Annotated in this window: 17 protein-coding genes and 1 pseudogene; 16 read left to right on the top strand and 2 right to left on the bottom strand. The window is 72.6% G+C overall.

From position 1 onward, the window contains the following. The 12 genes from ACWCYO_RS26450 to ACWCYO_RS26395 all read left to right on the top strand — a co-directional run bounded on the left by ACWCYO_RS26450 (position 1) and on the right by ACWCYO_RS26395 (position 15099). Entirely contained in the window at positions 1 to 1305 is a 1305-nt protein-coding gene (locus ACWCYO_RS26450) for a dihydroorotase (protein ID WP_270151365.1), read from the top strand. Further along, the gene (locus ACWCYO_RS26445; RefSeq protein WP_270148403.1) at positions 1305 to 1871 is read left to right on the top strand and encodes a PH-like domain-containing protein; all 567 of its coding nucleotides are present in this window, start codon (positions 1305 to 1307) and stop codon (positions 1869 to 1871) included. The genes ACWCYO_RS26450 and ACWCYO_RS26445 overlap by 1 nt, the downstream gene beginning before the upstream one ends. Next, entirely contained in the window at positions 1868 to 3025 is a 1158-nt protein-coding gene (carA, locus tag ACWCYO_RS26440) for a glutamine-hydrolyzing carbamoyl-phosphate synthase small subunit (RefSeq protein WP_449785590.1), read from the top strand. Before ACWCYO_RS26445 ends, carA begins: the two co-directional genes overlap by 4 nt. Beyond that, positions 3018 to 6326, top strand: a complete 3309-nt coding sequence (gene carB / locus ACWCYO_RS26435) for a carbamoyl-phosphate synthase large subunit (protein ID WP_449785589.1) — start codon at positions 3018 to 3020, stop codon at positions 6324 to 6326. Before carA ends, carB begins: the two co-directional genes overlap by 8 nt. A 138-nt stretch (positions 6327 to 6464) precedes the next feature. Beyond that, positions 6465 to 7568, top strand: a complete 1104-nt coding sequence (locus tag ACWCYO_RS26430) for a quinone-dependent dihydroorotate dehydrogenase (protein WP_270148406.1) — start codon at positions 6465 to 6467, stop codon at positions 7566 to 7568. A 133-nt stretch (positions 7569 to 7701) separates the two neighbouring features. After that, positions 7702 to 8535, top strand: coding sequence for an orotidine-5'-phosphate decarboxylase (pyrF, locus tag ACWCYO_RS26425; protein WP_270148407.1), 834 nt, complete (start codon positions 7702 to 7704; stop codon positions 8533 to 8535). 373 nt (positions 8536 to 8908) lie between these two features. Next, positions 8909 to 9235, top strand: a complete 327-nt coding sequence (gene mihF, locus ACWCYO_RS26420) for an integration host factor, actinobacterial type (RefSeq protein WP_030290269.1) — start codon at positions 8909 to 8911, stop codon at positions 9233 to 9235. A gap of 49 nt (positions 9236 to 9284) precedes the next feature. Beyond that, on the top strand, positions 9285 to 9842 hold the full coding sequence (gmk, locus tag ACWCYO_RS26415) for a guanylate kinase (protein WP_270148408.1): 558 nt from the start codon (positions 9285 to 9287) through the stop codon (positions 9840 to 9842). 37 nt (positions 9843 to 9879) lie between these two features. Then, positions 9880 to 10146: a DNA-directed RNA polymerase subunit omega gene (gene rpoZ / locus ACWCYO_RS26410; protein WP_030056185.1), complete on the top strand. Its 267-nt coding sequence runs from the start codon at positions 9880 to 9882 to the stop codon at positions 10144 to 10146. 200 nt (positions 10147 to 10346) lie between these two features. Further along, the gene (gene coaBC / locus ACWCYO_RS26405) at positions 10347 to 11576 is read left to right on the top strand and encodes a bifunctional phosphopantothenoylcysteine decarboxylase/phosphopantothenate--cysteine ligase CoaBC (protein WP_270148410.1); all 1230 of its coding nucleotides are present in this window, start codon (positions 10347 to 10349) and stop codon (positions 11574 to 11576) included. Positions 11577 to 11726: 150 nt separating this feature from the next. Continuing rightward, entirely contained in the window at positions 11727 to 12935 is a 1209-nt protein-coding gene (metK, locus tag ACWCYO_RS26400) for a methionine adenosyltransferase (protein ID WP_270148412.1), read from the top strand. A gap of 94 nt (positions 12936 to 13029) precedes the next feature. Next, complete coding sequence (locus tag ACWCYO_RS26395; RefSeq protein ID WP_270148414.1) at positions 13030 to 15099, top strand: primosomal protein N'; 2070 nt, start codon at positions 13030 to 13032, stop codon at positions 15097 to 15099. 427 nt (positions 15100 to 15526) lie between these two features. On the opposite strand, the pseudogene ACWCYO_RS26390 reads toward ACWCYO_RS26395, so the two are convergent. After that, positions 15527 to 15878: pseudogene (locus tag ACWCYO_RS26390) on the bottom strand (hypothetical protein); the annotation flags it as partial. A gap of 299 nt (positions 15879 to 16177) precedes the next feature. Here ACWCYO_RS26390 and def point away from each other — a divergent pair. The 4 genes from def to ACWCYO_RS26370 all read left to right on the top strand — a co-directional run bounded on the left by def (position 16178) and on the right by ACWCYO_RS26370 (position 20319). After that, positions 16178 to 16723 carry a peptide deformylase gene (gene def, locus ACWCYO_RS26385; RefSeq protein ID WP_270148415.1) on the top strand — a complete coding sequence of 182 codons (546 nt, stop codon included), beginning with the start codon at positions 16178 to 16180 and terminating at the stop codon, positions 16721 to 16723. Between the two features lie 40 nt (positions 16724 to 16763). Next, positions 16764 to 17723: a methionyl-tRNA formyltransferase gene (gene fmt / locus ACWCYO_RS26380; RefSeq protein WP_270148417.1), complete on the top strand. Its 960-nt coding sequence runs from the start codon at positions 16764 to 16766 to the stop codon at positions 17721 to 17723. 94 nt (positions 17724 to 17817) lie between these two features. Beyond that, complete coding sequence (locus ACWCYO_RS26375; RefSeq protein ID WP_270148418.1) at positions 17818 to 19254, top strand: RsmB/NOP family class I SAM-dependent RNA methyltransferase; 1437 nt, start codon at positions 17818 to 17820, stop codon at positions 19252 to 19254. Between the two features lie 84 nt (positions 19255 to 19338). Beyond that, the gene (locus ACWCYO_RS26370) at positions 19339 to 20319 is read left to right on the top strand and encodes a MerR family transcriptional regulator (RefSeq protein ID WP_449785588.1); all 981 of its coding nucleotides are present in this window, start codon (positions 19339 to 19341) and stop codon (positions 20317 to 20319) included. 40 nt (positions 20320 to 20359) lie between these two features. Here the strand turns inward: ACWCYO_RS26370 and ACWCYO_RS26365 are convergent, their stop codons facing one another. After that, positions 20360 to 20812, bottom strand: a complete 453-nt coding sequence (locus ACWCYO_RS26365) for a hypothetical protein (protein ID WP_449785587.1) — start codon at positions 20810 to 20812, stop codon at positions 20360 to 20362. Positions 20813 to 21095: the final 283 nt, after the last annotated feature.

Raw genomic sequence — 21095 nt, 5'->3', positions numbered from 1 at the left:
ATGGTCAGCTACCTGATCCGCAACGCCAGGATCCTGGGCGGCGCCCCGCAGGACCTCCACCTCGCCGACGGTGTCATCCAGGCGATCGGCACCGGCCTGGCGGTCGACGCGGACATCGAGATCGACGCCACCGGCATGATCGTCCTGCCCGGCCTGGTCGACCTGCACACCCACCTGCGCGAGCCCGGCCGCGAGGACGCCGAGACCGTGCTCACCGGCACCCAGGCCGCCGCGATGGGCGGCTTCACCGCCGTGCACGCGATGGCCAACACCACCCCGGTGGCCGACACCGCCGGTGTCGTCGAGCAGGTCTGGCGGCTCGGCCAGGAGGCCGGCTACTGCGACGTGCAGCCGGTCGGCGCCGTCACCGTCGGCCTGGAGGGCAAGAAGCTCGCCGAGCTCGGCGCGATGCACGAGTCCGCCGCGAACGTCCGGGTCTTCTCCGACGACGGCAAGTGCGTGGACGACGCGGTGCTGATGCGTCGCGCCCTGGAGTACGTCAAGGCCTTCGACGGCGTCGTCGCCCAGCACGCCCAGGAGCCGCGGCTGACCGAGGGCGCCCAGATGAACGAGGGCCAGGTCTCCGGCGAGCTCGGGCTCGGCGGCTGGCCGGCCGTCGCCGAGGAGTCGATCATCGCCCGCGACGTGCTGCTCGCCGCGCACGTCGGCTCCCGCCTGCACGTCTGCCACCTCTCCACGGCCGGCTCGGTGGAGATCGTCCGCTGGGCCAAGTCCAAGGGCTGGGACGTCACCGCCGAGGTCACCCCGCACCACCTGCTGCTCACCGACGAGCTGGTCCGCTCCTACGACCCGGTGTACAAGGTGAACCCGCCGCTGCGCACCGCCGAGGACGTCCAGGCGCTGCGCAAGGCGCTCGCCGACGGCACCATCGACGCCGTCGCCACCGACCACGCGCCGCACCCGGCCGAGGACAAGGACTGCGAGTGGGCCGTGGCCGCGATGGGCATGGTCGGTCTGGAGACCGCGCTGTCGGTCGTGCAGCAGACCATGGTCGACACCGGCCTGCTGAACTGGGAGGGCGTCGCGGACCGGATGTCCCACCGCCCGGCCCGGATCGGCCGTCTCACCGGCCACGGCCGGCCGATCTCGGTGGGTGAGCCCGCCAACCTGGTGCTCTTCGATCCCGCGTACCGTGGTGCCGTGAACCCCGAGAGCTTCGCCACCCGCAGCCGCAACACCCCCTACAAGGGCATGGACCTGCCCGGACGGGTGCACGCCACCTTCCTGCGCGGGCGCGCCACCGTGCTGGCCGGCGAGCTGGCCGAGCAGGGTGGCCTGGAGTGATGGACTACGCCACGCTCGCCAGGGAGCAGGCGAAGGTCACCAACTGGCCGGGGTACATCGGCTGGTCGATCGGGCTGCTGATCATCATCGCCCTGGTCTACTGGCTGATGCGCCAGGGCTGGAACTGGCGGCGCACCCTGCAGTCCGGGATCCCGCCGCTGCCTGCCGTGCCGGCCCGCGCCGGGCGGACCATCCTGGAGACCAGCGGCCGGTACCACGGCACCACCACCGCCGGGAACTGGCTGGACCGGGTCGTCGCGCACGGCCTGGGCACCCGCAGCCGGGCCGACCTCACCCTCGGCGAGGACGGCCTGCTGGTCCAGCGCCCCGGCGACGTCGACCTCTGGATCCCGGCCGAGCACCTGACCGGTGCCCGTACGGACTCCGGGATCGCCGGCAAGGTCGTCCCCTCCGGGCTGCTCGTCGTCAGCTGGACGCACGAGGGCACCGAGCTGGACTCCGGCTTCCGGGCCGACCACCCCGACGAGCACGCCGCCTGGGTCGAGGCGATCGCTCAACTCGCAACACGTACGAAGACGAAGAAGACGGAAGAGGCCGCGTCATGACCGCACCTGCCCCCACCACCACGCGCCAACGGCGGGAGCGCATCCCCGCCGTGCTCGTCCTGGAGGACGGCCGGACCTTCCGCGGCCAGGCGTACGGCGCGACCGGCGAGACCTTCGGCGAGGCGGTCTTCAACACCGGCATGTCCGGCTACCAGGAGACCCTGACCGACCCGTCGTACCACCGCCAGGTGGTCGTGATGACCGCCCCGCAGATCGGCAACACCGGCTGGAACGACGAGGACGACGAGTCCAAGCAGATCTGGGTCGCCGGCTACGTCGTGCGCGACCCCGCCCGGGTGGCGTCCAACTGGCGCTCCCGCCGTTCGCTGGACGAGGAGCTCGCCCGCCAGGGCGTCGTCGGCATCAGCGGCATCGACACCCGCGCGCTGACCCGCCACCTGCGCGAGCGCGGCGCGATGCGCTGCGGCATCTTCTCCGGCGAGGCGCTGGCCGACCAGGCCGCCCTGCTCGCCCGGGTGCAGCAGTCGCCCGAGATGAAGGGCGCCGACCTGTGCGCGGAGGTCGCCACCACCGAGCCGTACATCGTCCCCGCCGTCGGTGAGAAGAGGTTCACCGTCGCCGCGCTGGACCTCGGCATCAAGGCGATGACCCCGCAGCGGATGGCCGAGCGCGGCATCGAGGTGCACGTGCTGCCGGCGAACTCCACCCTCGAGGACGTCTACGCGGTCAACCCGGACGGCGTCTTCTTCTCCAACGGCCCGGGCGACCCGGCCACCGCCGACCACCAGGTCGCCGTGGCGCAGGGCGTGCTGGAGCGCAAGACGCCGTTCTTCGGGATCTGCTTCGGCAACCAGATCCTCGGCCGTGCCCTGGGCTTCGGCACCTACAAGCTCAAGTACGGCCACCGCGGCATCAACCAGCCCGTGCAGGACCGCACCACCGGCAAGGTCGAGGTGACCGCCCACAACCACGGCTTCGCCGTGAACGCGCCGCTGGACAAGGTGAGCGACACCCCCTACGGGCGGGTCGAGGTCTCCCACGTCTGCCTCAACGACGACGTGGTCGAGGGCCTGCAGGCGCTCGACGTGCCCGCCTTCAGCGTGCAGTACCACCCCGAAGCGGCCGCCGGCCCGCACGACGCCGCCTACCTGTTCGACCGCTTCGTGAAGCTCATGGAGGGCCAGCGTGCCTAAGCGCACTGACATCAAGTCCGTCCTGGTGATCGGGTCCGGCCCGATCGTCATCGGCCAGGCCGCCGAGTTCGACTACTCGGGCACCCAGGCCTGCCGCGTCCTCAAGGCCGAAGGCCTGCGGGTCGTGCTGGTCAACTCCAACCCGGCCACCATCATGACCGACCCGGAGATCGCCGACGCCACCTACGTCGAGCCGATCACCCCGGAGTTCGTCGAGAAGATCATCGCCAAGGAGCGCCCCGACGCGCTGCTGCCGACCCTCGGCGGCCAGACCGCGCTCAACACCGCGATCTCGCTGCACGAGGCGGGCACGCTGGAGAAGTACGGCGTCGAGCTGATCGGCGCCGACGTCGTGGCGATCAACAAGGGCGAGGACCGCGACCTGTTCAAGGGCGTCGTCGAGGCCGTCAAGGCCAAGATCGGGTACGGCGAGTCCGCCCGCTCGGTCATCTGCCACACCATGGACGAGGTGCTGGCCGGCGTCGACCAGCTCGGCGGCTACCCGGTCGTGGTGCGCCCCTCCTTCACCATGGGCGGCGCCGGCTCCGGCTTCGCCCACAACGAGGAGGACCTGCGCCGCATCGCCGGCCAGGGCCTGGCCCTCTCGCCGACCACCGAGGTGCTCCTGGAGGAGTCCATCCTCGGCTGGAAGGAGTACGAGCTGGAGCTGATGCGCGACAAGAACGACAACGTCGTGGTCGTCTGCTCCATCGAGAACTTCGACCCGATGGGCGTGCACACCGGTGACTCGATCACCGTCGCCCCGGCGATGACGCTCACCGACCGCGAGTACCAGATCCTGCGCGACATCGGCATCGCCGTCATCCGCGAGGTCGGCGTCGACACCGGCGGCTGCAACATCCAGTTCGCCGTCAACCCCGACGACGGCCGGGTCATCGTCATCGAGATGAACCCGCGCGTCTCCCGCTCCTCGGCGCTCGCCTCCAAGGCCACCGGCTTCCCGATCGCCAAGATCGCCGCCAAGCTGGCCGTCGGCTACACCCTGGACGAGATCCCCAACGACATCACCGAGGAGACCCCGGCCTCCTTCGAGCCGACCCTCGACTACGTCGTGGTCAAGGTGCCGCGGTTCGCGTTCGAGAAGTTCCCGAGCGCCGACGCGACGCTGACCACCACCATGAAGTCCGTCGGCGAGGCCATGGCGCTCGGCCGCAACTTCCCCGAGGCGCTGCAGAAGGCGCTGCGCTCGCTGGAGAAGAAGGGCTCCCAGTTCAGCTGGACCGGCCCGCTGGGTGACAAGTCCGCGCTGCTGGCCAAGGCCACCGTGCCGACCGACGGCCGGATCAACACCGTGATGGACGCGATCCGGGCCGGCGCCACCCCGGAGGAGGTGTTCGAGGCCACCAAGATCGACCCGTGGTTCGTCGACCAGCTCTTCCTGCTGGACGAGATCGCCGGCGAGCTGGCCGAGGCCGCCGAGCTCACCCCCGAGCTGCTGCGCCACGCCAAGCGGCACGGCTTCTCCGACCAGCAGATCGGCGAGATCCGCGGCCTGAAGCCGGACGTCGTCCGCGAGGTGCGCCACGCGCTCGGCATCCGCCCGGTGTTCAAGACCGTCGACACCTGCGCCGCCGAGTTCGCCGCCAAGACCCCGTACTTCTACTCCTCGTACGACGAGGAGAGCGAGGTCGCCCCGCGCACCAAGCCGGCCGTGATCATCCTCGGCTCGGGCCCGAACCGCATCGGCCAGGGCATCGAGTTCGACTACTCCTGCGTGCACGCCTCCTTCGCGCTGGCCGACGCCGGGTACGAGACCGTCATGGTCAACTGCAACCCGGAGACCGTCTCCACCGACTACGACACCTCCGACCGGCTCTACTTCGAGCCGCTCACCCTGGAGGACGTGCTGGAGATCGTCCACGCCGAGCAGCAGGCCGGCCCGCTGGCCGGTGTGATCGTCCAGCTCGGCGGCCAGACCCCGCTCGGCCTGGCCCAGGCGCTCAAGGACAACGGCGTGCCGATCGTCGGCACCCAGCCCGAGGCGATCGACCTCGCCGAGGAGCGCGGCGCCTTCGGCCGGGTGCTGCGCGACGCGGGCCTGCCCGCGCCCAAGCACGGCACCGCCTTCTCCTTCGAGGAGGCCAAGGCGATCGCCGACGAGATCGGCTACCCGGTGCTCGCCCGCCCGTCCTACGTGCTCGGCGGCCGCGGCATGGAGATCGTCTACGACGAGGCCTCGCTCGCCTCCTACCTGGAGCGGCACGCCGGTCTGATCTCCGAGCACCCGGTGCTGATCGACCGCTTCCTGGACGACGCGGTGGAGATCGACGTCGACGCGCTCTACGACGGCACCGAGCTCTACCTCGGCGGCGTCATGGAGCACATCGAGGAGGCCGGCATCCACTCCGGTGACTCCGCCTGCGCGCTGCCCCCGATCACCCTCGGCGGCTACGACATCAAGCGCCTGCGCACCTCCACGGAGGCCATCGCGCGCGGTGTCGGCGTCCGCGGTCTGATCAACATCCAGTTCGCGATGGCCGGGGACATCCTCTACGTGCTCGAGGCCAACCCGCGCGCCTCCCGCACCGTCCCGTTCACCTCCAAGGCGACCGCGGTGCCGCTGGCCAAGGCCGCCGCCCGGATCTCGCTCGGCGCCACCATCGCCGAGCTGCGCGCCGAGGGCCTGCTCCCGGCCGAGGGCGACGGCGGCACCCTGCCGGCCGACGCGCCGATCGCGGTCAAGGAGGCCGTGATGCCGTGGAGCCGCTTCCGCGACATCCACGGCCGCGGCGTGGACACCGTGCTCGGCCCGGAGATGCGCTCGACCGGTGAGGTCATGGGCATCGACAAGGTCTTCGGCACCGCGTACGCCAAGGCCCAGGCCGGCGCGTACGGCGCGCTGCCGACCCGGGGCAAGGTCTTCGTCTCGGTCGCCAACCGGGACAAGCGCAACCTGGTCTTCCCGGCCCGGGCGCTGGTCGGCCTCGGCTTCGAGGTGCTCGCCACCGCCGGCACCGCCGAGGTGCTGCACCGCGGCGGCATCCCGTCCACGCTGGTGCGCAAGCACAGCGAGGGCGAGGGCCCGAACGGCGAGCGGACCATCGTCCAGCTGATCCACGACGGCGAGGTCGACCTGATCATCAACACGCCGTACGGCACCGGCGGTCGCCTCGACGGCTACGAGATCCGCACCGCGGCGGTCTCCCGCGGGGTGCCGTGCCTGACCACCGTCCAGGCGATGGGCGCGGCGGTCCAGGGCATGGACGCGCTGCTGCGCGACGAGGTCGGAGTGATGTCGCTCCAGGAGCACGCCGAGCTGATCAACGCCGGCCGCAAGTAGCACCACCGCAGTGGGGGGCACCGGAGCCAGTCGGGTGCCCCCCATTCTCATGTCCCGCCCGTCGCCCGCCGCCACCCCTCTTTCGACGGGCTGCGCCCGCGCCTTGAATTCCTGCCCGCGTTCCGGGAGTTGACCCCCTTGTACAAGCTTCTGTTCGACCTCGTCTTCAAGAAGATGGACCCCGAGAAGGCCCACCACCTCGCCTTCTTCTGGATCCGGCTCGCCTCCTCCGTCCCCGGCCTGCGCACCCTGGTGCGGCTGGTCCTCGCCCCGCGCGACCGGGCGCTGCGGACCCGGGCCCTCGGCCTGGACCTGCCCGGCCCGTTCGGGCTCGCGGCCGGCTTCGACAAGAACGGCGTCGGCATCGACGGCCTGGCCATGCTCGGCTTCGACTACGTCGAGATCGGCACCATCACCGGCGAGCCCCAGCCCGGCAACCCCACGCCCCGGCTGTTCCGCCTGGTCGAGGACCGCGCGCTGATCAACCGGATGGGCTTCAACAACCAGGGCTCGGCCCGGGTCGCCGCCCGGCTGGCCGCCCGCCCGCACACCAGCTCCACCCCGGTGATCGGCGTCAACATCGGCAAGACCAAGGTGGTCGAGGAGGCCGACGCCGTCGCCGACTACGTCAAGTCGACCGAGCGGCTGGCCAAGTACGCCGACTACCTGGTGGTCAACGTCAGCTCGCCGAACACCCCCGGACTGCGCAACCTCCAGGCCGTCGACCACCTGCGCCCGCTGCTCGCGGCCGTGCGCGAGGCCGCCGACCGCACCACCGCGCACCACGTGCCGCTGCTGGTCAAGATCGCCCCCGACCTGGCCGACGAGGACGTCGACGCGGTCGCCGACCTCGCCCTGGAGCTGCGGCTGGACGGCATCATCGCCACCAACACCACGATCGGCCGCGAGGGCCTGCGGGCCGACGCGAAGCGGGTCGAGGAGATCGGCATGGGCGGCCTGTCCGGCGCCCCGCTCAAGGCCCGTGCCCTGGAGGTGCTGCAGCGGCTGCGCGCCCGCACCGAGGGCCGGCTGACGCTGGTCTCGGTCGGCGGTGTGGAGACCGCCGAGGACGCCTGGCAGCGGATCATCCACGGCGCCGACCTGGTGCAGGGCTACAGCGCCTTCATCTACGAGGGTCCGTTCTGGTGCCGCCGGATCCACCGGGGCCTGTCCGCCCGGGTCCGCGCGGGGGGCTTCCGCGACCTCGCGGCGGCCGTCGGCAGCGCCGTCCGCGGTTCCTGAACCGCCCGCACCACCCCCGGAACGCCCGCACGACCCGGGAACGCCTTGCATGACCCCCGGGAACGCCCGCACGGCCCCGGGAACCCCCCGCGTGCCCCCCGGGAACGCCCGCACGACCCTCGGAAAGGACGACATGACCCTCGCCCCGTTCGGCGCCCGGCTGCGCCAGGCCCTCGACACCCGCGGCCAGCTCTGCGTCGGCATCGACCCGCACGCCTCCCTGCTCTCCGCCTGGGGGCTCGGCGACGACCTCGCCGGACTGGAGACCTTCAGCCGCACCGTGGTGGAGGCCCTGGCCGACCGGGTGGCCGTGCTCAAGCCGCAGGCCGCCTTCTTCGAGCGCTTCGGCAGCAAGGGCGTCGCGGTGCTGGAGAAGACCGTCGAGGAGGCCCGGGCGGCTGGCGCGCTGGTCCTGATGGACGCCAAGCGCGGCGACATCGGCTCCACCATGGCCGCCTACGCGGAGGCCTTCCTGGCGCCCACCAGCCCGCTGTTCTCGGACGCCGTCACGGTCAGCCCGTACCTGGGCTTCGGCTCGCTGCGCCCGGCCCTGGACCTGGCCCGCGAGCAGGGCTGCGGGGTGTTCGCGCTGGCGCTCACCTCCAACCCGGAGGGCGCCGAGGTGCAGCGCGCGGTCGGTGCGGACGGCGAGCCGGTCGCGGCGGCGGTGCTGCGGCAGCTGGCGGCCGAGAACGCGGACGCCGCGCCGCTGGGCTCCTTCGGCGCGGTGGTCGGCGCGACGCTGGCCGACGCGGGCGTGGACCTGGCCATCAACGGCCCGCTGCTGGCCCCCGGGATCGGCGCTCAGGGCGCGACCATGGCGGACCTGCCGCGGGTGTTCGGCGCCTCGGTGATCAACGTGGTGCCGAGCGTCAGCCGGGACGTGCTCAAGCACGGGCCGTCGGTGCCGGCGCTGAGGGAGGCCGCGGAGCGCTTCGTCGGGGAGTTCGCCGACGCCGTCAAGTAGCGGAGGGCGTCCGGCCGGTAGCCGTTCGGTGAGCGCGCGGTGACCGTGCGCAGTGTCCGCAGGACGGCGGCGCGGCACGGGAGTTGACGTGAGCGCCGTCACATCGGGCCCGTCAAAGTTTCGCAATCGCGGTCATTTTGCCCTGGAAAGTCCTGGTCGGCCTTGGCTGACCAGGACTTTTCGTGTTCTTTTCCTGACGTGGCGCCGCAATGCGGGTAGTGTCCGGCGATAGGTCATCGGAGAGCCGCGAATCCCGTAGCTCCCGCAGGTCAGGGCCCTGTGGTTCCCCATTGGGCTCCCCTTGCGGACGGTGTCCTCGGTACCAAACCAGTCATAGCTCAATCCCTTCCTTCCACACCCTGAGGTGAACGGCGTGGCTCTTCCGCCCCTTACCCCTGAACAGCGCACCGCCGCGCTCGCCAAGGCCGCCGAGGCTCGCCGGGAGCGCGCCGAGGTCAAGAACCGGCTCAAGCACTCCGGCGCCTCCCTGCACGAGGTGATCAAGGCCGGCAAGAACGACAACGACGTCATCGGCAAGATGAAGGTGTCGGCCCTGCTGGAGTCCCTTCCGGGCGTCGGCAAGGTCCGTGCCAAGCAGATCATGGAGCGCCTCGGCATCAGCGAGAGCCGCCGTGTCCGCGGTCTCGGCACGAACCAGATCGCCTCCCTGGAGCGGGAGTTCGGCGGTGGCGCCGCCTGACCGTGCCCCCGTGGTCCCGGGATCGTCCGCGATCCGGGATAATCGGTGCATGAGTGAGCGTCCGCGGCTGACCGTGCTCTCCGGCCCCTCGGGGGTCGGCAAGAGCACGGTCGTCGCTCATATGAGGAAGATGTACCCCGAGGTCTGGCTCTCGGTGTCGGCCACCACCCGGCACCCGAGGCCCGGCGAGAAGAACGGGGTCCAGTACCACTTCGTCGACAACGACGAGTTCGACAAGCTGGTCGCCAACGGCGAGCTGCTGGAGTGGGCCGAGTTCGCCGGGAACCGTTACGGCACCCCGCGCGCGGCCGTGCTGGAGAAGCTGGAGCGTGGCGAGCCCGTCCTGCTGGAGATCGATCTGCAGGGCGCCCGCCAGGTGCGCGAGTCGATGCCGGACGCCCAGCTGGTCTTCCTGGCCCCGCCGAGCTGGGACGAGCTGGTCCGTCGGCTGACCGGCCGGGGCACCGAACCGCAGGACGTGATCGAACGGCGGCTGGAGGCGGCCAAGGTCGAGCTCGCGGCCGAGCCCGAGTTCGACACCACCCTTGTCAACACCTCCGTCGAGCAGGTGGCGGCCGAACTGCTAGCCTTGCTCGGTGTAGCCTGACCTGTCAGTCTTTTCCACCCTTTCGGAAGGTTTTCGCGTGTCCTCTTCCATGACCGCGCCCGAGGGCATCATCAACCCGCCGATCGACGAGCTGCTTGAGGCCACCGACTCGAAGTACAGCCTCGTGATCTACGCCGCCAAGCGCGCGCGCCAGATCAACGCGTACTACTCCCAGCTGGGCGAGGGCCTGCTGGAGTACGTCGGCCCGCTGGTCGACACCCACGTGCACGAGAAGCCGCTGTCGATCGCGCTGCGCGAGATCAACGCGGGCATGCTGACCGCCGAGGCGGTCGAGGCTGCCTGAGGCAGTCCCGTACCTTCACCGGAGGGCCCGGCGGAATCTTTCCGCCGGGCCCTCCGGCGTTCTGGGTCGGGGCCGCCGGGCCCTCCGGCGTCTGCTGTGGGTGCTTGCTGCGGGTGTTCGCTGTGAGGTGGGGCACCGTGCGGGTGGCAACTGAGGGGTCGTAGGGTGGGCGGGTCCCAGCTGCGGAGAAAGGTCGGTCCATGAGCGCGAACGCGGACGCTCCTCGCGTGGTCCTCGGCGTCAGCGGCGGGATCGCCGCCTACAAGGCGTGCGAGCTGCTGCGCCGGTTCACCGAATCCGGCCACCAGGTCACCGTGGTGCCCACCGCGGCGGCACTGCACTTCGTCGGCGAGGCCACCTGGGCCGCACTGTCCGGCCGCCCGGCCGCCACCGAGACCTGGGAGCGCGTGCACGAGGTGCCGCACGTGCGGATCGGGCAGCAGGCCGACCTGGTGGTGGTCGCCCCCGCCACCGCCGACCTGATCGCCAAGGCCGCCCACGGGCTCGCCGACGACCTGCTGACCAACACCCTGCTCACCGCCCGCTGCCCGGTCGTCGTGGCGCCCGCGATGCACACCGAGATGTGGGAGCACCCGGCCACCCGGGAGAACGTCGCCACGCTGCGCCGCCGCGGCGTGATCGTGCTGGAACCCGCCGTCGGACGGCTCACCGGCAAGGACACCGGCAAGGGGCGGCTGCCCGAGCCGACCGCGATCTTCGACGCCTGCCGGGCCGTGCTGCGCCGCGGCGGGCCGGTGCCGACCGACCTGGCCGGGCGGCACGTGGTGGTCTCGGCCGGCGGCACCCGGGAGCCGCTGGACCCGGTGCGCTTCCTCGGCAACCGCTCCTCCGGCAAGCAGGGCTACGCGCTCGCCGTGACCGCGGCGGCGCGCGGCGCGCGGGTGACCCTGATCTCGGCCAACGCCGAGCTGCCCGACCCGGCCGGGGTGGACGTGGTGCACGTCTCGACCGCGCTGGAGCTGCGCGAGGCGGCGCTGAAGGCGGCCGAGGACGCGGACGCCGTGGTGATGGCCGCGGCGGTGGCGGACTTCCGGCCCGCCGAGTACGCGACCGGCAAGATCAAGAAGGTGGAGGGGGTCGAGCCGGCGCCGGTCGCGCTGGTCCGCAACCCCGACGTGCTGGCCGAGCTGTCGGCGCACCGTCCCCGTTCGGGTCAACTGGTGGTGGGCTTCGCGGCGGAGACCGACGACGTGCTCGCCAACGGCCGCGCCAAGCTCGCCCGCAAGGGCTGCGACCTGCTGGTCGTCAACGAGGTGGGCAACGGCAAGGCCTTCGGCCAGGACGTCAACGAGGCCGTGGTGCTGGGCTCGGACGGCAGCGAGACCCCCGTACCGGTGGGCCCGAAGGAGGCGCTCGCGGACGTCGTCTGGGACCTGGTCGCAAAGCGGTTGGAACCGGGTCGGAACTGATCGGGTTCCGCTCGAGAACGGTCTTGATTTCCGGAAGCGGGTGACGTTCGGCGGAAGCAGACCGTTACACTCCAGGAATCAAGTCTTTCCGGATGTCCCCGGTTCGCCGGGGGCCTTCAGTCAGCAGCCGCTGCAACCCCAGGGAGCGCTGTGTCTCGCCGCCTGTTCACCTCGGAGTCCGTGACCGAGGGACACCCCGACAAGATCGCTGACCAGATCAGCGACACCATCCTTGACGCTCTCCTGCGGGAGGACCCGACGTCCCGGGTCGCCGTGGAGACGCTCATCACCACCGGCCAGGTGCACGTGGCCGGCGAGGTGACCACCAAGGCGTACGCGCCGATCGCCCAGCTCGTCCGGGACAAGATCCTGGAGATCGGCTACGACAGCTCCAAGAAGGGCTTCGACGGCGCCTCCTGCGGCGTGTCGGTGTCCATCGGTGCCCAGTCGCCCGACATCGCGCAGGGTGTCGACACCGCGTACGAGGCCCGGGTCGAAGGCGATGAGGACGATCTGGACAAGCAGGGGGCCGGCGACCAGGGCCTGATGTTCGGCTACGCGTCCGACGAGACGCCCGAGCTGATGCCGCTGCCGATCACCCTGGCGCACCGCCTCTCCCGCCGGCTCACCGAGGTCCGCAAGAACGGGACCATCCCGTACCTGCGCCCCGACGGCAAGACCCAGGTCACCATCGAGTACGACGGCGACAAGGCCGTCCGCCTCGACACCGTGGTCGTCTCCACCCAGCACGCCAGCGACATCGACCTCGAGTCGCTGCTCACCCCGGACATCCGCGAGTTCGTCGTGGAGCCGGAGCTGAAGGCGCTCGCCGACCAGGGCATCAAGCTGACCACCGACGGTTACCGCCTGCTGGTCAACCCGACCGGCCGCTTCGAGATCGGCGGCCCGATGGGCGACGCCGGCCTCACCGGCCGCAAGATCATCATCGACACCTACGGCGGCATGGCCCGCCACGGTGGCGGCGCCTTCTCGGGCAAGGACCCGTCCAAGGTGGACCGCTCGGCCGCGTACGCGATGCGCTGGGTGGCGAAGAACATCGTCGCCGCCGGCCTCGCCGCCCGCGCCGAGGTGCAGGTCGCGTACGCGATCGGCAAGGCCGAGCCGGTCGGCCTGTTCGTGGAGACCTTCGGCACCGAGACCGTGCCGGTCCTCACCATCCAGAAGGCCGTCTCCGAGGTCTTCGACCTGCGTCCGGCCGCGATCATCCGCGACCTGGACCTGCTGCGCCCGATCTACTCCCAGACCGCCGCGTACGGCCACTTCGGCCGTGAGCTGCCGGACTTCACCTGGGAGCGCACGGACCGGGTGGAGCAGCTGAAGGCTGCCGTCCAGGACTGACCCGTGGTGTGAAGCGGCGCCCGCCCTCGTTCGGGGGTGGGCGCCGTTTTCGCTGTGTGTGGTTTGTCGGTGTGACCTGGTAGTACTGAGAGCGATGAGCAACACAGGGGAGCCGGAGCAGCTGGCGTTCATCCGGGAGACGGTGAAGCGGGCCAAGCCCCGGACGTGGAAGGGGGCCAAGCGGGCCGAGCACCTGCCGGTGGCCCGGGTCGTGGTGGACAAGGGCGTGCTCACCATCGACAAGTTCTTCGACTACGAGGTGCCGGCCGCCATGGCCGAGGAGGCCCAACCGGGGGCCCGGGTGCGGGTGCGCTTCGGGGCGCGGGTGGTCAAGGGCCAGCGCGAGGGCGGGGAACTGCACGACGGGTTCATCGTCGCCCGGCTGGAGAAGAGCGACTTCGCCGGCCCGCTCGCCCCGCTCGCCCAGGTGCTCTCACCCGAGCCGGTGCTCTCGCCGCAGCTGCTGCGACTGTGCCGCACCGTCGCCGACCGGTACGCCGGAACCCTGGCCGACGTGCTGCAACTGGCCGTACCGCCCAGGCACGCCAAGGCCGAGGCCGAGCCCTCGCCACCGCCGCTGCCGCGCCCCCAGCCCCCGGCGCCGGGCGGCTGGCAGCGCTACCCGGCCGGACCGGACTTCCTCGCCACGCTGGCCGGCGGCGGCTCGCCGCGCGCGGTGTGGGCGGCGCTGCCCGGGCCCGGCTGGCCGTACGAGATCGCCCGGGCCGTCGCGGCGACGCTGGCGGGCGGGCGCGGCGCACTGGTCGTGCTGCCGGACCGGCGCTCGGTGGCCCGGGTCGACCAGGCGCTGACCGAACTGCTCGGACCGGGGATGCACATGGCGCTGGAGGCCGAGCTCGGCCCGCGCGAGCGCTACCGGCGCTGGCTCGCGGTCAGCCGCGGCTCGGTACACGCCGCGATCGGGACCAGGGCCACCATGTTCGCGCCGGTGCGCGACCTCGGGCTGGTCGTGGTCTGGTCCGACGGCGACAGCAGCCACAGCGACCCGCGCGCCCCGCACCCGCACGTGCGCGAGGTCGCGCTGCTGCGCGCCGCCGAGGAGGGCGCGGCGGTGCTGCTCGGCGGGCACGCGGTGACGGTGGAGGGCGCGCAGCTGGTCAGCACCGGCTGGGCGCGGCCGCTGGTCGCCGACCGCGAGACGGTCCGGCAGGTCGCCCCGAGGGTGCGCACCGTCACCGACCAGGACCAGCACCGGGACGCCGCCGCCCAGGCCGCCCGGCTCCCGTCGGTGGCGTGGGAGGCCGCTCGGGAGTCGCTGGCGGCCGGGCACCCGGTGCTCATCCAGGTGCCCCGGCGCGGCTACGTGCCCCGGCTGGCCTGCGGGCGCTGCCGCACCCCCGCCCGCTGCCGGCGCTGCGAGGGGCCGCTGGAGGCGCCCTCGGCGGACGCCGCGCTGCGGTGCGGGTGGTGCGGGGAGGTGGAGAACGACTGGCACTGCCCCGAGTGCGGCTCCTTCCGGCTACGGGCGCAGGTCGTCGGCGCCCGGCGCACGGCCGAGGAACTCGGCAAGGCCTTCCCGCGGATCCCGGTGCGGACCTCGGGACGGGACGCGGTGCTGGACACCGTGCCGGACGAGCCCTCCCTGGTGATCTCCACCCCGGGCGCCGAGCCGGTGGTCGAGGACGGCGGCGGGTACGGGGCCGTACTGCTGCTGGACGGCTGGGCGTTGCTGAGTCGGCCCGACCTCCGGGCCGGGGAGGAGACGCTGCGGCTCTGGCTGGCGGCGGCCGCGCTCTCCCGGCCGGCCGGAGAGGGCGGGACGGTGGTCGTGGTCGCCGAGCCGTCGGCCCGGCCGGTGCAGGCGCTGGTGCGCTGGGACCCGCTCGGGCACGCCGGGCTGGAACGGGACGAGCGGGCGCAGCTGCACTTCCCGCCGGTCTCCCGGATGGCCTCGGTGAGCGGAAGCCCGGCGGCCGTCGCCGATCTGCTGAACCTGATCCGGCTGCCGGAGGGCGCGGACGTGCTCGGGCCGGTGCCGGTGGCCGCGCTGCGGGGGGAGGAGCAGGAGCGGGCGCTGCTGCGGGTGGCGCCCGGGCAGGGGGCCGCGCTGGCTGCGGCGCTCAAGGCGGCGCAGATCGCGCGGATCGCGCTGCGGACGGCGGAGGCGGTGCGGGTGCGGGTGGATCCGACGGACATCGGGTAGCGGGTGGCGGGTGGCGGGCCTCGGGTGGCGGACACCGGATGGTGGTCGTCGGGTGCGGCCGTCAGGCAGTGGCCCGTCGACCGGGCCGCTGGGGCGGGGTGAGTGGGCCACCCCGCCCCGGGATGGCCCGGTTCTGGCGGGGTCGGTCAGCCGCGGAGGGGGATGCCGGTGCGGTCGGGCTGCGGGCGGTCGATGCTGCCGCTGCGGTCGATGGGGGTGCGCTCGATGGGGGTGCGCTCGATGGGGGTGCGGTCGATGGGGGTGCGCTCGATCGGGGCGCGGTCAAGGGCGGCGCGGTCCAGGCCGCCCTGGCGGGCGGCGGGGACGGTGGTGGCCAGGCCGCTGCGTTCGATGGGGGCGGGGAGCTCCTCGGAGCGGTCCGGGCGGCTGGGGCCCGGGACGGCGCCGCTGGCGGCGAGGAGCTCGCTGGTCGGGCGGCGCATGCCGTAGCGCCGGTGCACGGCCTGCTTGGTGACCCCGAGGGCGGAGCCCACCGAGTCCCAGGAGAAGCCCAGTGCCCGGTCGAACTCGACCGCCGCCGCCACCAGGGTCTCCACGCTCTCCCGCAGCTCCTGCGCCAGGCGCACGGTCGGTGCGGGCGCCCGTCCGTACACCACGAAGCCGGCCGAGGTGCTCGGACGGCGCGGACGGTAGACGTTGCCCAACTGGGCGGTGAGCGTCCGCAGCGCATCGACCTGGCGCCTCACCCGCTCGATGTCCCGCACCAGCAGGTGCAGGCTCGCCCGCGCCCGGGCGTCGTGGTTGATCTGCTCGGCCATGGCCTACGTGCCACCTTCCGTACGGTTCAGCTCGGCCGGGGCGCGGTGTCCCGTGCGCCCGGCCCCGGTCAATCTCTCTTGACCAACGCCGAAGCGGGGGCCGGGGTAACGCCGCTCGGCGACTCGGGATATGCCAGAAGCCGGTGTGGGCGTCGTCGGAGGGCGGTGCGGGCGTCGTCGGAAGCCACTGCCGGCGTCCGGGGACGGCCCGTCGGAGCGCTCGGGCGAGTTGCATAGACTTGCGGTGAACCAGTCGTTGCCCGAAAGCCCGTGCCCTCGCGGACAGGAGCCCGTACCCCGTGGCGATCCAGCCGATCCGTCTCTTCGGAGACCCCGTCCTGCGGGCCACCGCCCAGCCGGTGACCACCTTCGACAAGGAACTGCGCAACCTGGTCAGCGACCTCACCGACACCATGCTCGACGCCCCCGGCGCCGGCCTCGCCGCGCCCCAACTCGGCGTCTCGCTACGGGTGTTCACGTACCACGTGGACGGCGTCACGGGCCACCTGATCAACCCGGACCTGTCGCTCAGCGAGGACGAGCAGGAGGGCCCGGAGGGCTGCCTCTCGCTGCCCGGACTGCGCTACGACACCAAGCGCGCCTACGGCGTGGTGGCCAAGGGCTTCAACATGTACGGCGATCCGGTCACGGTCGAGGGCACCCAGCTGCTCGCCCGGTGCATCCAGCACGAGACCGACCACCTGGACGGCATCATCTTCATCGACCGGCTCGACCGGGAGCAGCGCAAGGCCGCACTGAAGGCCATCCGGGAGAGCGACTGGAGCGCCGGACCGGCACCGGTCGTCAAGATATCCCCGCACAGCACCTTCGGCTCGGCGCGCTGAGTCCGTCCTCTCCTGATCCCCGTTTGCAGAAAGGCACTTGATGCGTCTCGTCTTCGCCGGCACCCCCGAGGTCGCCGTTCCCGCGCTGGACGCGCTGATCGACTCCGACCGGCACGAGGTCGTCGCGGTGGTCACCCGCCCCGACGCCCCCGCCGGGCGCGGGCGCAAGCTGGTCGCCAGCCCCGTCGCCCAGCGCGCCGAGGAGGCCGGGATCGAGGTCCTCAAGCCGGCGAAGCCCAGCGACCCGGACTTCGTCGCCCGGCTCACCGAACTCGCCCCCGACTGCTGCCCGGTGGTCGCCTACGGCGCGCTGCTGCGCCCCGGCACCCTGGAGATCCCCAAGCACGGCTGGGTCAACCTGCACTTCTCGCTGCTGCCCGCCTGGCGCGGCGCGGCCCCCGTGCAGCACGCGGTGCTGGCCGGCGACGAGGTGACCGGCGCGTCCACCTTCCTGATCGAGCAGGGCCTGGACTCCGGCCCGGTCTACGGCGTGATCACCGAGGAGATCCGCCCGAGCGACACCAGCGGCGAACTGCTCACCCGGCTGTCGGTCTCGGGCGCCCGGCTGCTCGCGGCCACCATGGACGGCATCGAGGACGGCTCGCTGCACGCCGTGCCGCAGCCGGCCGAGGGCGTCACCCTCGCGCCGAAGATCACCGTCGAGGACGCGCGGATCGAGTGGAACCACCCGGCGCTGCGGATCGACCGGGTGGTGCGCGGCTGCGCGCCGGCGCCGGGGGCGTGGACGGAGTTCCGGGGCGAGCGGCTGAAGGTCACCGGGCCGGTCAAGCTGCTCCCGGAGTCCGCCGAGCTGGCGCCGGGCGAGGTCGCGATGGTCGGCAAGAACAGCGTGCGGGTCGGCACCGGGTCGCACGATGTTGAGCTGGGGGAGGTGCGGCCGCAGGGCAAGAAGGAGATGCGGGCGGCGGACTGGGCGCGCGGCGCGCGGCTGGAGCCCGGGGAGCGCTTCGGGCTCCCGGCCGGCGGCTCCGAGGGCTGACCGTCAGGTTTGGCGTTACCTTTGGCGTTACTGTTCGTCTGAGATCTTCTGATAACCACCCTTCTGATAACCATCGCAGCACCTTGAGGTATTCGTGAGCACGCCCGCCGGCGCCAAGCGCGCCCCCCGTCCGCACCGTCGGCCGAAGAAGGACCCGGCCCGGATCGTCGCGTTCCGGGCACTGCGCGCCGTCGACGAGCGGGACGCGTACGCCAACCTGATCCTGCCGTCCCTGCTGCGCGAGGCCGAGCAGAAGGGCATGGACCGGCGCGACGCCGCCCTCGCCACCGAGCTCGTCTACGGCACCCTGCGCCTGCAGGGCACCTATGACGCGATCATCGCCGCCTGCATCGACCGGCCGCTGAGCAAGGTCGACCCGCCGGTGCTGGACGTGCTCTCGCTCGGCGCCCACCAGCTGCTCACCACCCGCATCCCCACCCACGCGGCCGTCTCGGCGACCGTCGAGCTGGCCCGGGTGGTGCTCGGCGACGGCAAGGCCAAGTTCGTCAACGCCGTGCTGCGCCGGATCAGCGCCCACGACCTGGACGCCTGGATCGCGCAGGTCGCCCCGCCGTACGACAAGGACGCCGAGGACCACCTGGCGGTCGTGCACTCCCACCCGCGCTGGGTGGTCTCCGCGCTCTGGGACTCGCTCGGCCGCTGGCAGCCGGACGCCTCCGGACGCACCGCGATGGAGGAGCTGCTGCGGGCCGACAACGAGCGGCCCGAGGTCACCCTGGTCGCCCGGCCCGGCCGGGCCACCGTCGGCGAGCTGGCCGACGCGCTCCCCGAGGCCACGCCCGGGCGCTGGTCCCCGTTCGCGCTGCGGCTCGCCGAGGGCGGCGACCCGGGCGCGCTGACCGCCGTGCGGGAGAACCGGGCGGGCGTGCAGGACGAGGGCAGCCAGCTGGTCGCGCTGGCACTGGCCACCGCACCGCTGGAGGGTCCGGACCGGCTCTGGCTGGACGGCTGCGCCGGACCGGGCGGCAAGGCCGCGCTGCTCGGCGCGCTCGCCGCGGAGCGGGGTGCGGGGCTGGTCGCGAGCGAGAAGCAGCCGCACCGGGCCCGGCTGGTGGCGCGGGCGCTGGAGGGCAACCCCGGCCCGTACACGGTGATCGCGGCCGACGGGACGCGCCCGGCCTGGCGCTCCGGCGGCTTCGACCGGGTGCTGGTCGACGTGCCGTGCTCCGGTCTGGGCGCGCTGCGGCGCCGTCCGGAGGCGCGCTGGCGGCGCCGGCCGGCCGATGTCGCGGCCTTCGGGCCGCTCCAGCGGGACCTGCTGCGCTCGGCGATCGAGGCCACCCGGGTCGGTGGCGTGGTCGGCTACGCGACCTGCTCGCCGCACCTCGCGGAGACCCGGGCGGTCGTCGAGGACGTGCTGCGCGGCGAGGGCGGCCGGGTCGAGTGGATCGACGCGCGGCCGCTGCTGCCCGGCGTTCCGGCACTCGGGGACGGGCCGGACGTGCAGCTGTGGCCGCACCTGCACGGGACGGACGCGATGTACCTGGCGCTGCTGCGGCGGACCGCCTGAGCGGCCTGCTCGCGCCTCCGGTAGGGGCTTGAGCCTCCGGTAGGGCTTGCACCTCCCGCAGGGGGAGGCGGCAGGGTGGTGGGCATGAACGACGATGCGCTCCTCACGACCGGCCCGCTTCTCACCATCGGCGAGCTCGCCCGGCGGACCGGGCTGACGGTGAAGACCGTCCGGTTCTACTCGGACCACGGGATCGTGTCGCCGGCCGACCGCAACCCGGCCGGCCACCGGCGGTACGGCGCCGATGCTGTCGCCCGCCTGGATCTGGTGCGCACCCTGCGCGAGCTCGGGCTCGGGCTGCGGGAGGTCCGGCAGGTGCTGGAGCGCGAGCTCGGGCTGTCCGAGGTCGCGGCGGCGCACGCCGCGGCGCTGGACGTCCGGATCCGGGCGCTGAGGCTGCGGCAGGCGGCGTTGCGGACGGTGGCCGTGCGGGGGGCTGCCACCGCAGAGGAGTTGACGCTCGTGTACCAGTTGGCCCGGTTGACGGAGGACGAACGGGGCCGCCTGGTCGAGGAGTTCCTGGCCGAGGTGTTCGGGGAGGGGGCTTCGGGGAGTGGTCCTTCCGGGGACGGTTGTTTCGGCGGGGTCGCTCGGTTCGGCGGGGTCGCTCGGTCGCTGACGCCGGAGTTGCCGGAGGACCCGTCGGTCGAACAGGTCGAGGCGTGGCTGGAGTTGGCGCTGTTGGCCGGGGATGCCGGATTCCGTGAGCTGTTGCGCGGGTTGGCGGAGGGCGAGGCGGCGGAGGCTGGTCCGGGTACTTTCCCTCGGCCCGGACTGGCTGTGCTGGTGCGGGAGTTGGTCGGTCCAGCGGTTGCGGCCGGGGTGGCGCCGGGGTCGGATGAGGGGGCGCGGGTGGGTGCCGTGCTGCTGGAGCGGTATGCCCGGCTGGTGGGTACTGCGGAGGAAGAGGCTGATTCTGTGCGTGCTCGGTTGGTGGGGCGGTTGAGGGCGATGGCGGATCCGCGGCGGGAGCGGTACCTGATGCTGCTGGCGGTGGTCAACGGGTGGGTGGCGCCGGAGAGTTCGGCCGAGGTGCTGGACTGGGCGGTGCGGGCCGTCGGCTGAGGGGGCGGATCGGCTGATTGGGCGGATCGGCTGTCGGGGCCTACGGCCGCAGGGGCGGCGGGCCGGGGCAGTTGGTGAGGAAGGCGTGGGCCTGGGCGCGGAGGTGGTCGACCGGCGGGTCCTCGCAGATCACCTCCAGGCCGAGGGCGGTGGCCTGGCCCAGATGGTGGTAGGACTGGTAGGCGAGGTACGGGCGGTGCTCGTCGGTGGGGTCAAGCCCGACGGCGAAGGTCGCGAAGTGGGTGCGCTCCTTCTCGGTGCGGGCGAACTCCGTTCGGGAGAGCTCCCATTCGAACTCGTACGGCTCCGGATCGGCGGGCAGGTCGAGGAGGGCCTGGGCCAGTCGGCGGACCTCGTCCGGGTCGGCGAAGGGCAGTGACTCCGACCAGAGCGGTGCGGCGGCGAACAGCTCCCAATCGGCGCCATTGTGGCGGACGGTCAGTTCCCACTCGCCGTCCTGATCGCGCCAGCGGCAACTGAGGATCGGGTCCATGGTGGTCAACCTCCCTGCGGGGTCCGGCCGTTACGTTTTCTCCTCATCGTGGCACACCGGGCGGCTGCGGGGAGCAGGGCGTGACCCGTCCTCGGGCGGCTCGCCGGGCTTCCGGCAGCTGGCGGTAGCCCCGCCAGGCCGTACTCGGCGCCGAGGGCGGTGGGGTGGGGGGTCTGTGGGTGTTCGGTGGGCTCTCGGGAGGGTGGGTGGCCGGGGCGGTTCCGGGGGTGGCCGCTCCGGGGGCTGGATGATTTTCCGACTGCCGACTCTGTGGGTGGGGTGT

The organism is Kitasatospora sp. NPDC001683 (genome assembly GCF_053596495.1).
This window is presented reverse-complemented; position numbering and strand designations above follow the sequence as displayed.

Coding starts and splice junctions, on each gene's coding strand:
- ACWCYO_RS26450 (WP_270151365.1), top strand. CDS start 1: ATGGTCAGCTACCTGATCCGCAACGCCAGGATCCTGGGCGGCGCCCCG.
- ACWCYO_RS26445 (WP_270148403.1), top strand. CDS start 1,305: ATGGACTACGCCACGCTCGCCAGGGAGCAGGCGAAGGTCACCAACTGG.
- carA (WP_449785590.1), top strand. CDS start 1,868: ATGACCGCACCTGCCCCCACCACCACGCGCCAACGGCGGGAGCGCATC.
- pyrF (WP_270148407.1), top strand. CDS start 7,702: ATGACCCTCGCCCCGTTCGGCGCCCGGCTGCGCCAGGCCCTCGACACC.
- gmk (WP_270148408.1), top strand. CDS start 9,285: ATGAGTGAGCGTCCGCGGCTGACCGTGCTCTCCGGCCCCTCGGGGGTC.
- coaBC (WP_270148410.1), top strand. CDS start 10,347: ATGAGCGCGAACGCGGACGCTCCTCGCGTGGTCCTCGGCGTCAGCGGC.
- ACWCYO_RS26395 (WP_270148414.1), top strand. CDS start 13,030: ATGAGCAACACAGGGGAGCCGGAGCAGCTGGCGTTCATCCGGGAGACG.
- fmt (WP_270148417.1), top strand. CDS start 16,764: ATGCGTCTCGTCTTCGCCGGCACCCCCGAGGTCGCCGTTCCCGCGCTG.
- ACWCYO_RS26370 (WP_449785588.1), top strand. CDS start 19,339: ATGAACGACGATGCGCTCCTCACGACCGGCCCGCTTCTCACCATCGGC.
- ACWCYO_RS26365 (WP_449785587.1), bottom strand. CDS start 20,812: ATGGACCCGATCCTCAGTTGCCGCTGGCGCGATCAGGACGGCGAGTGG.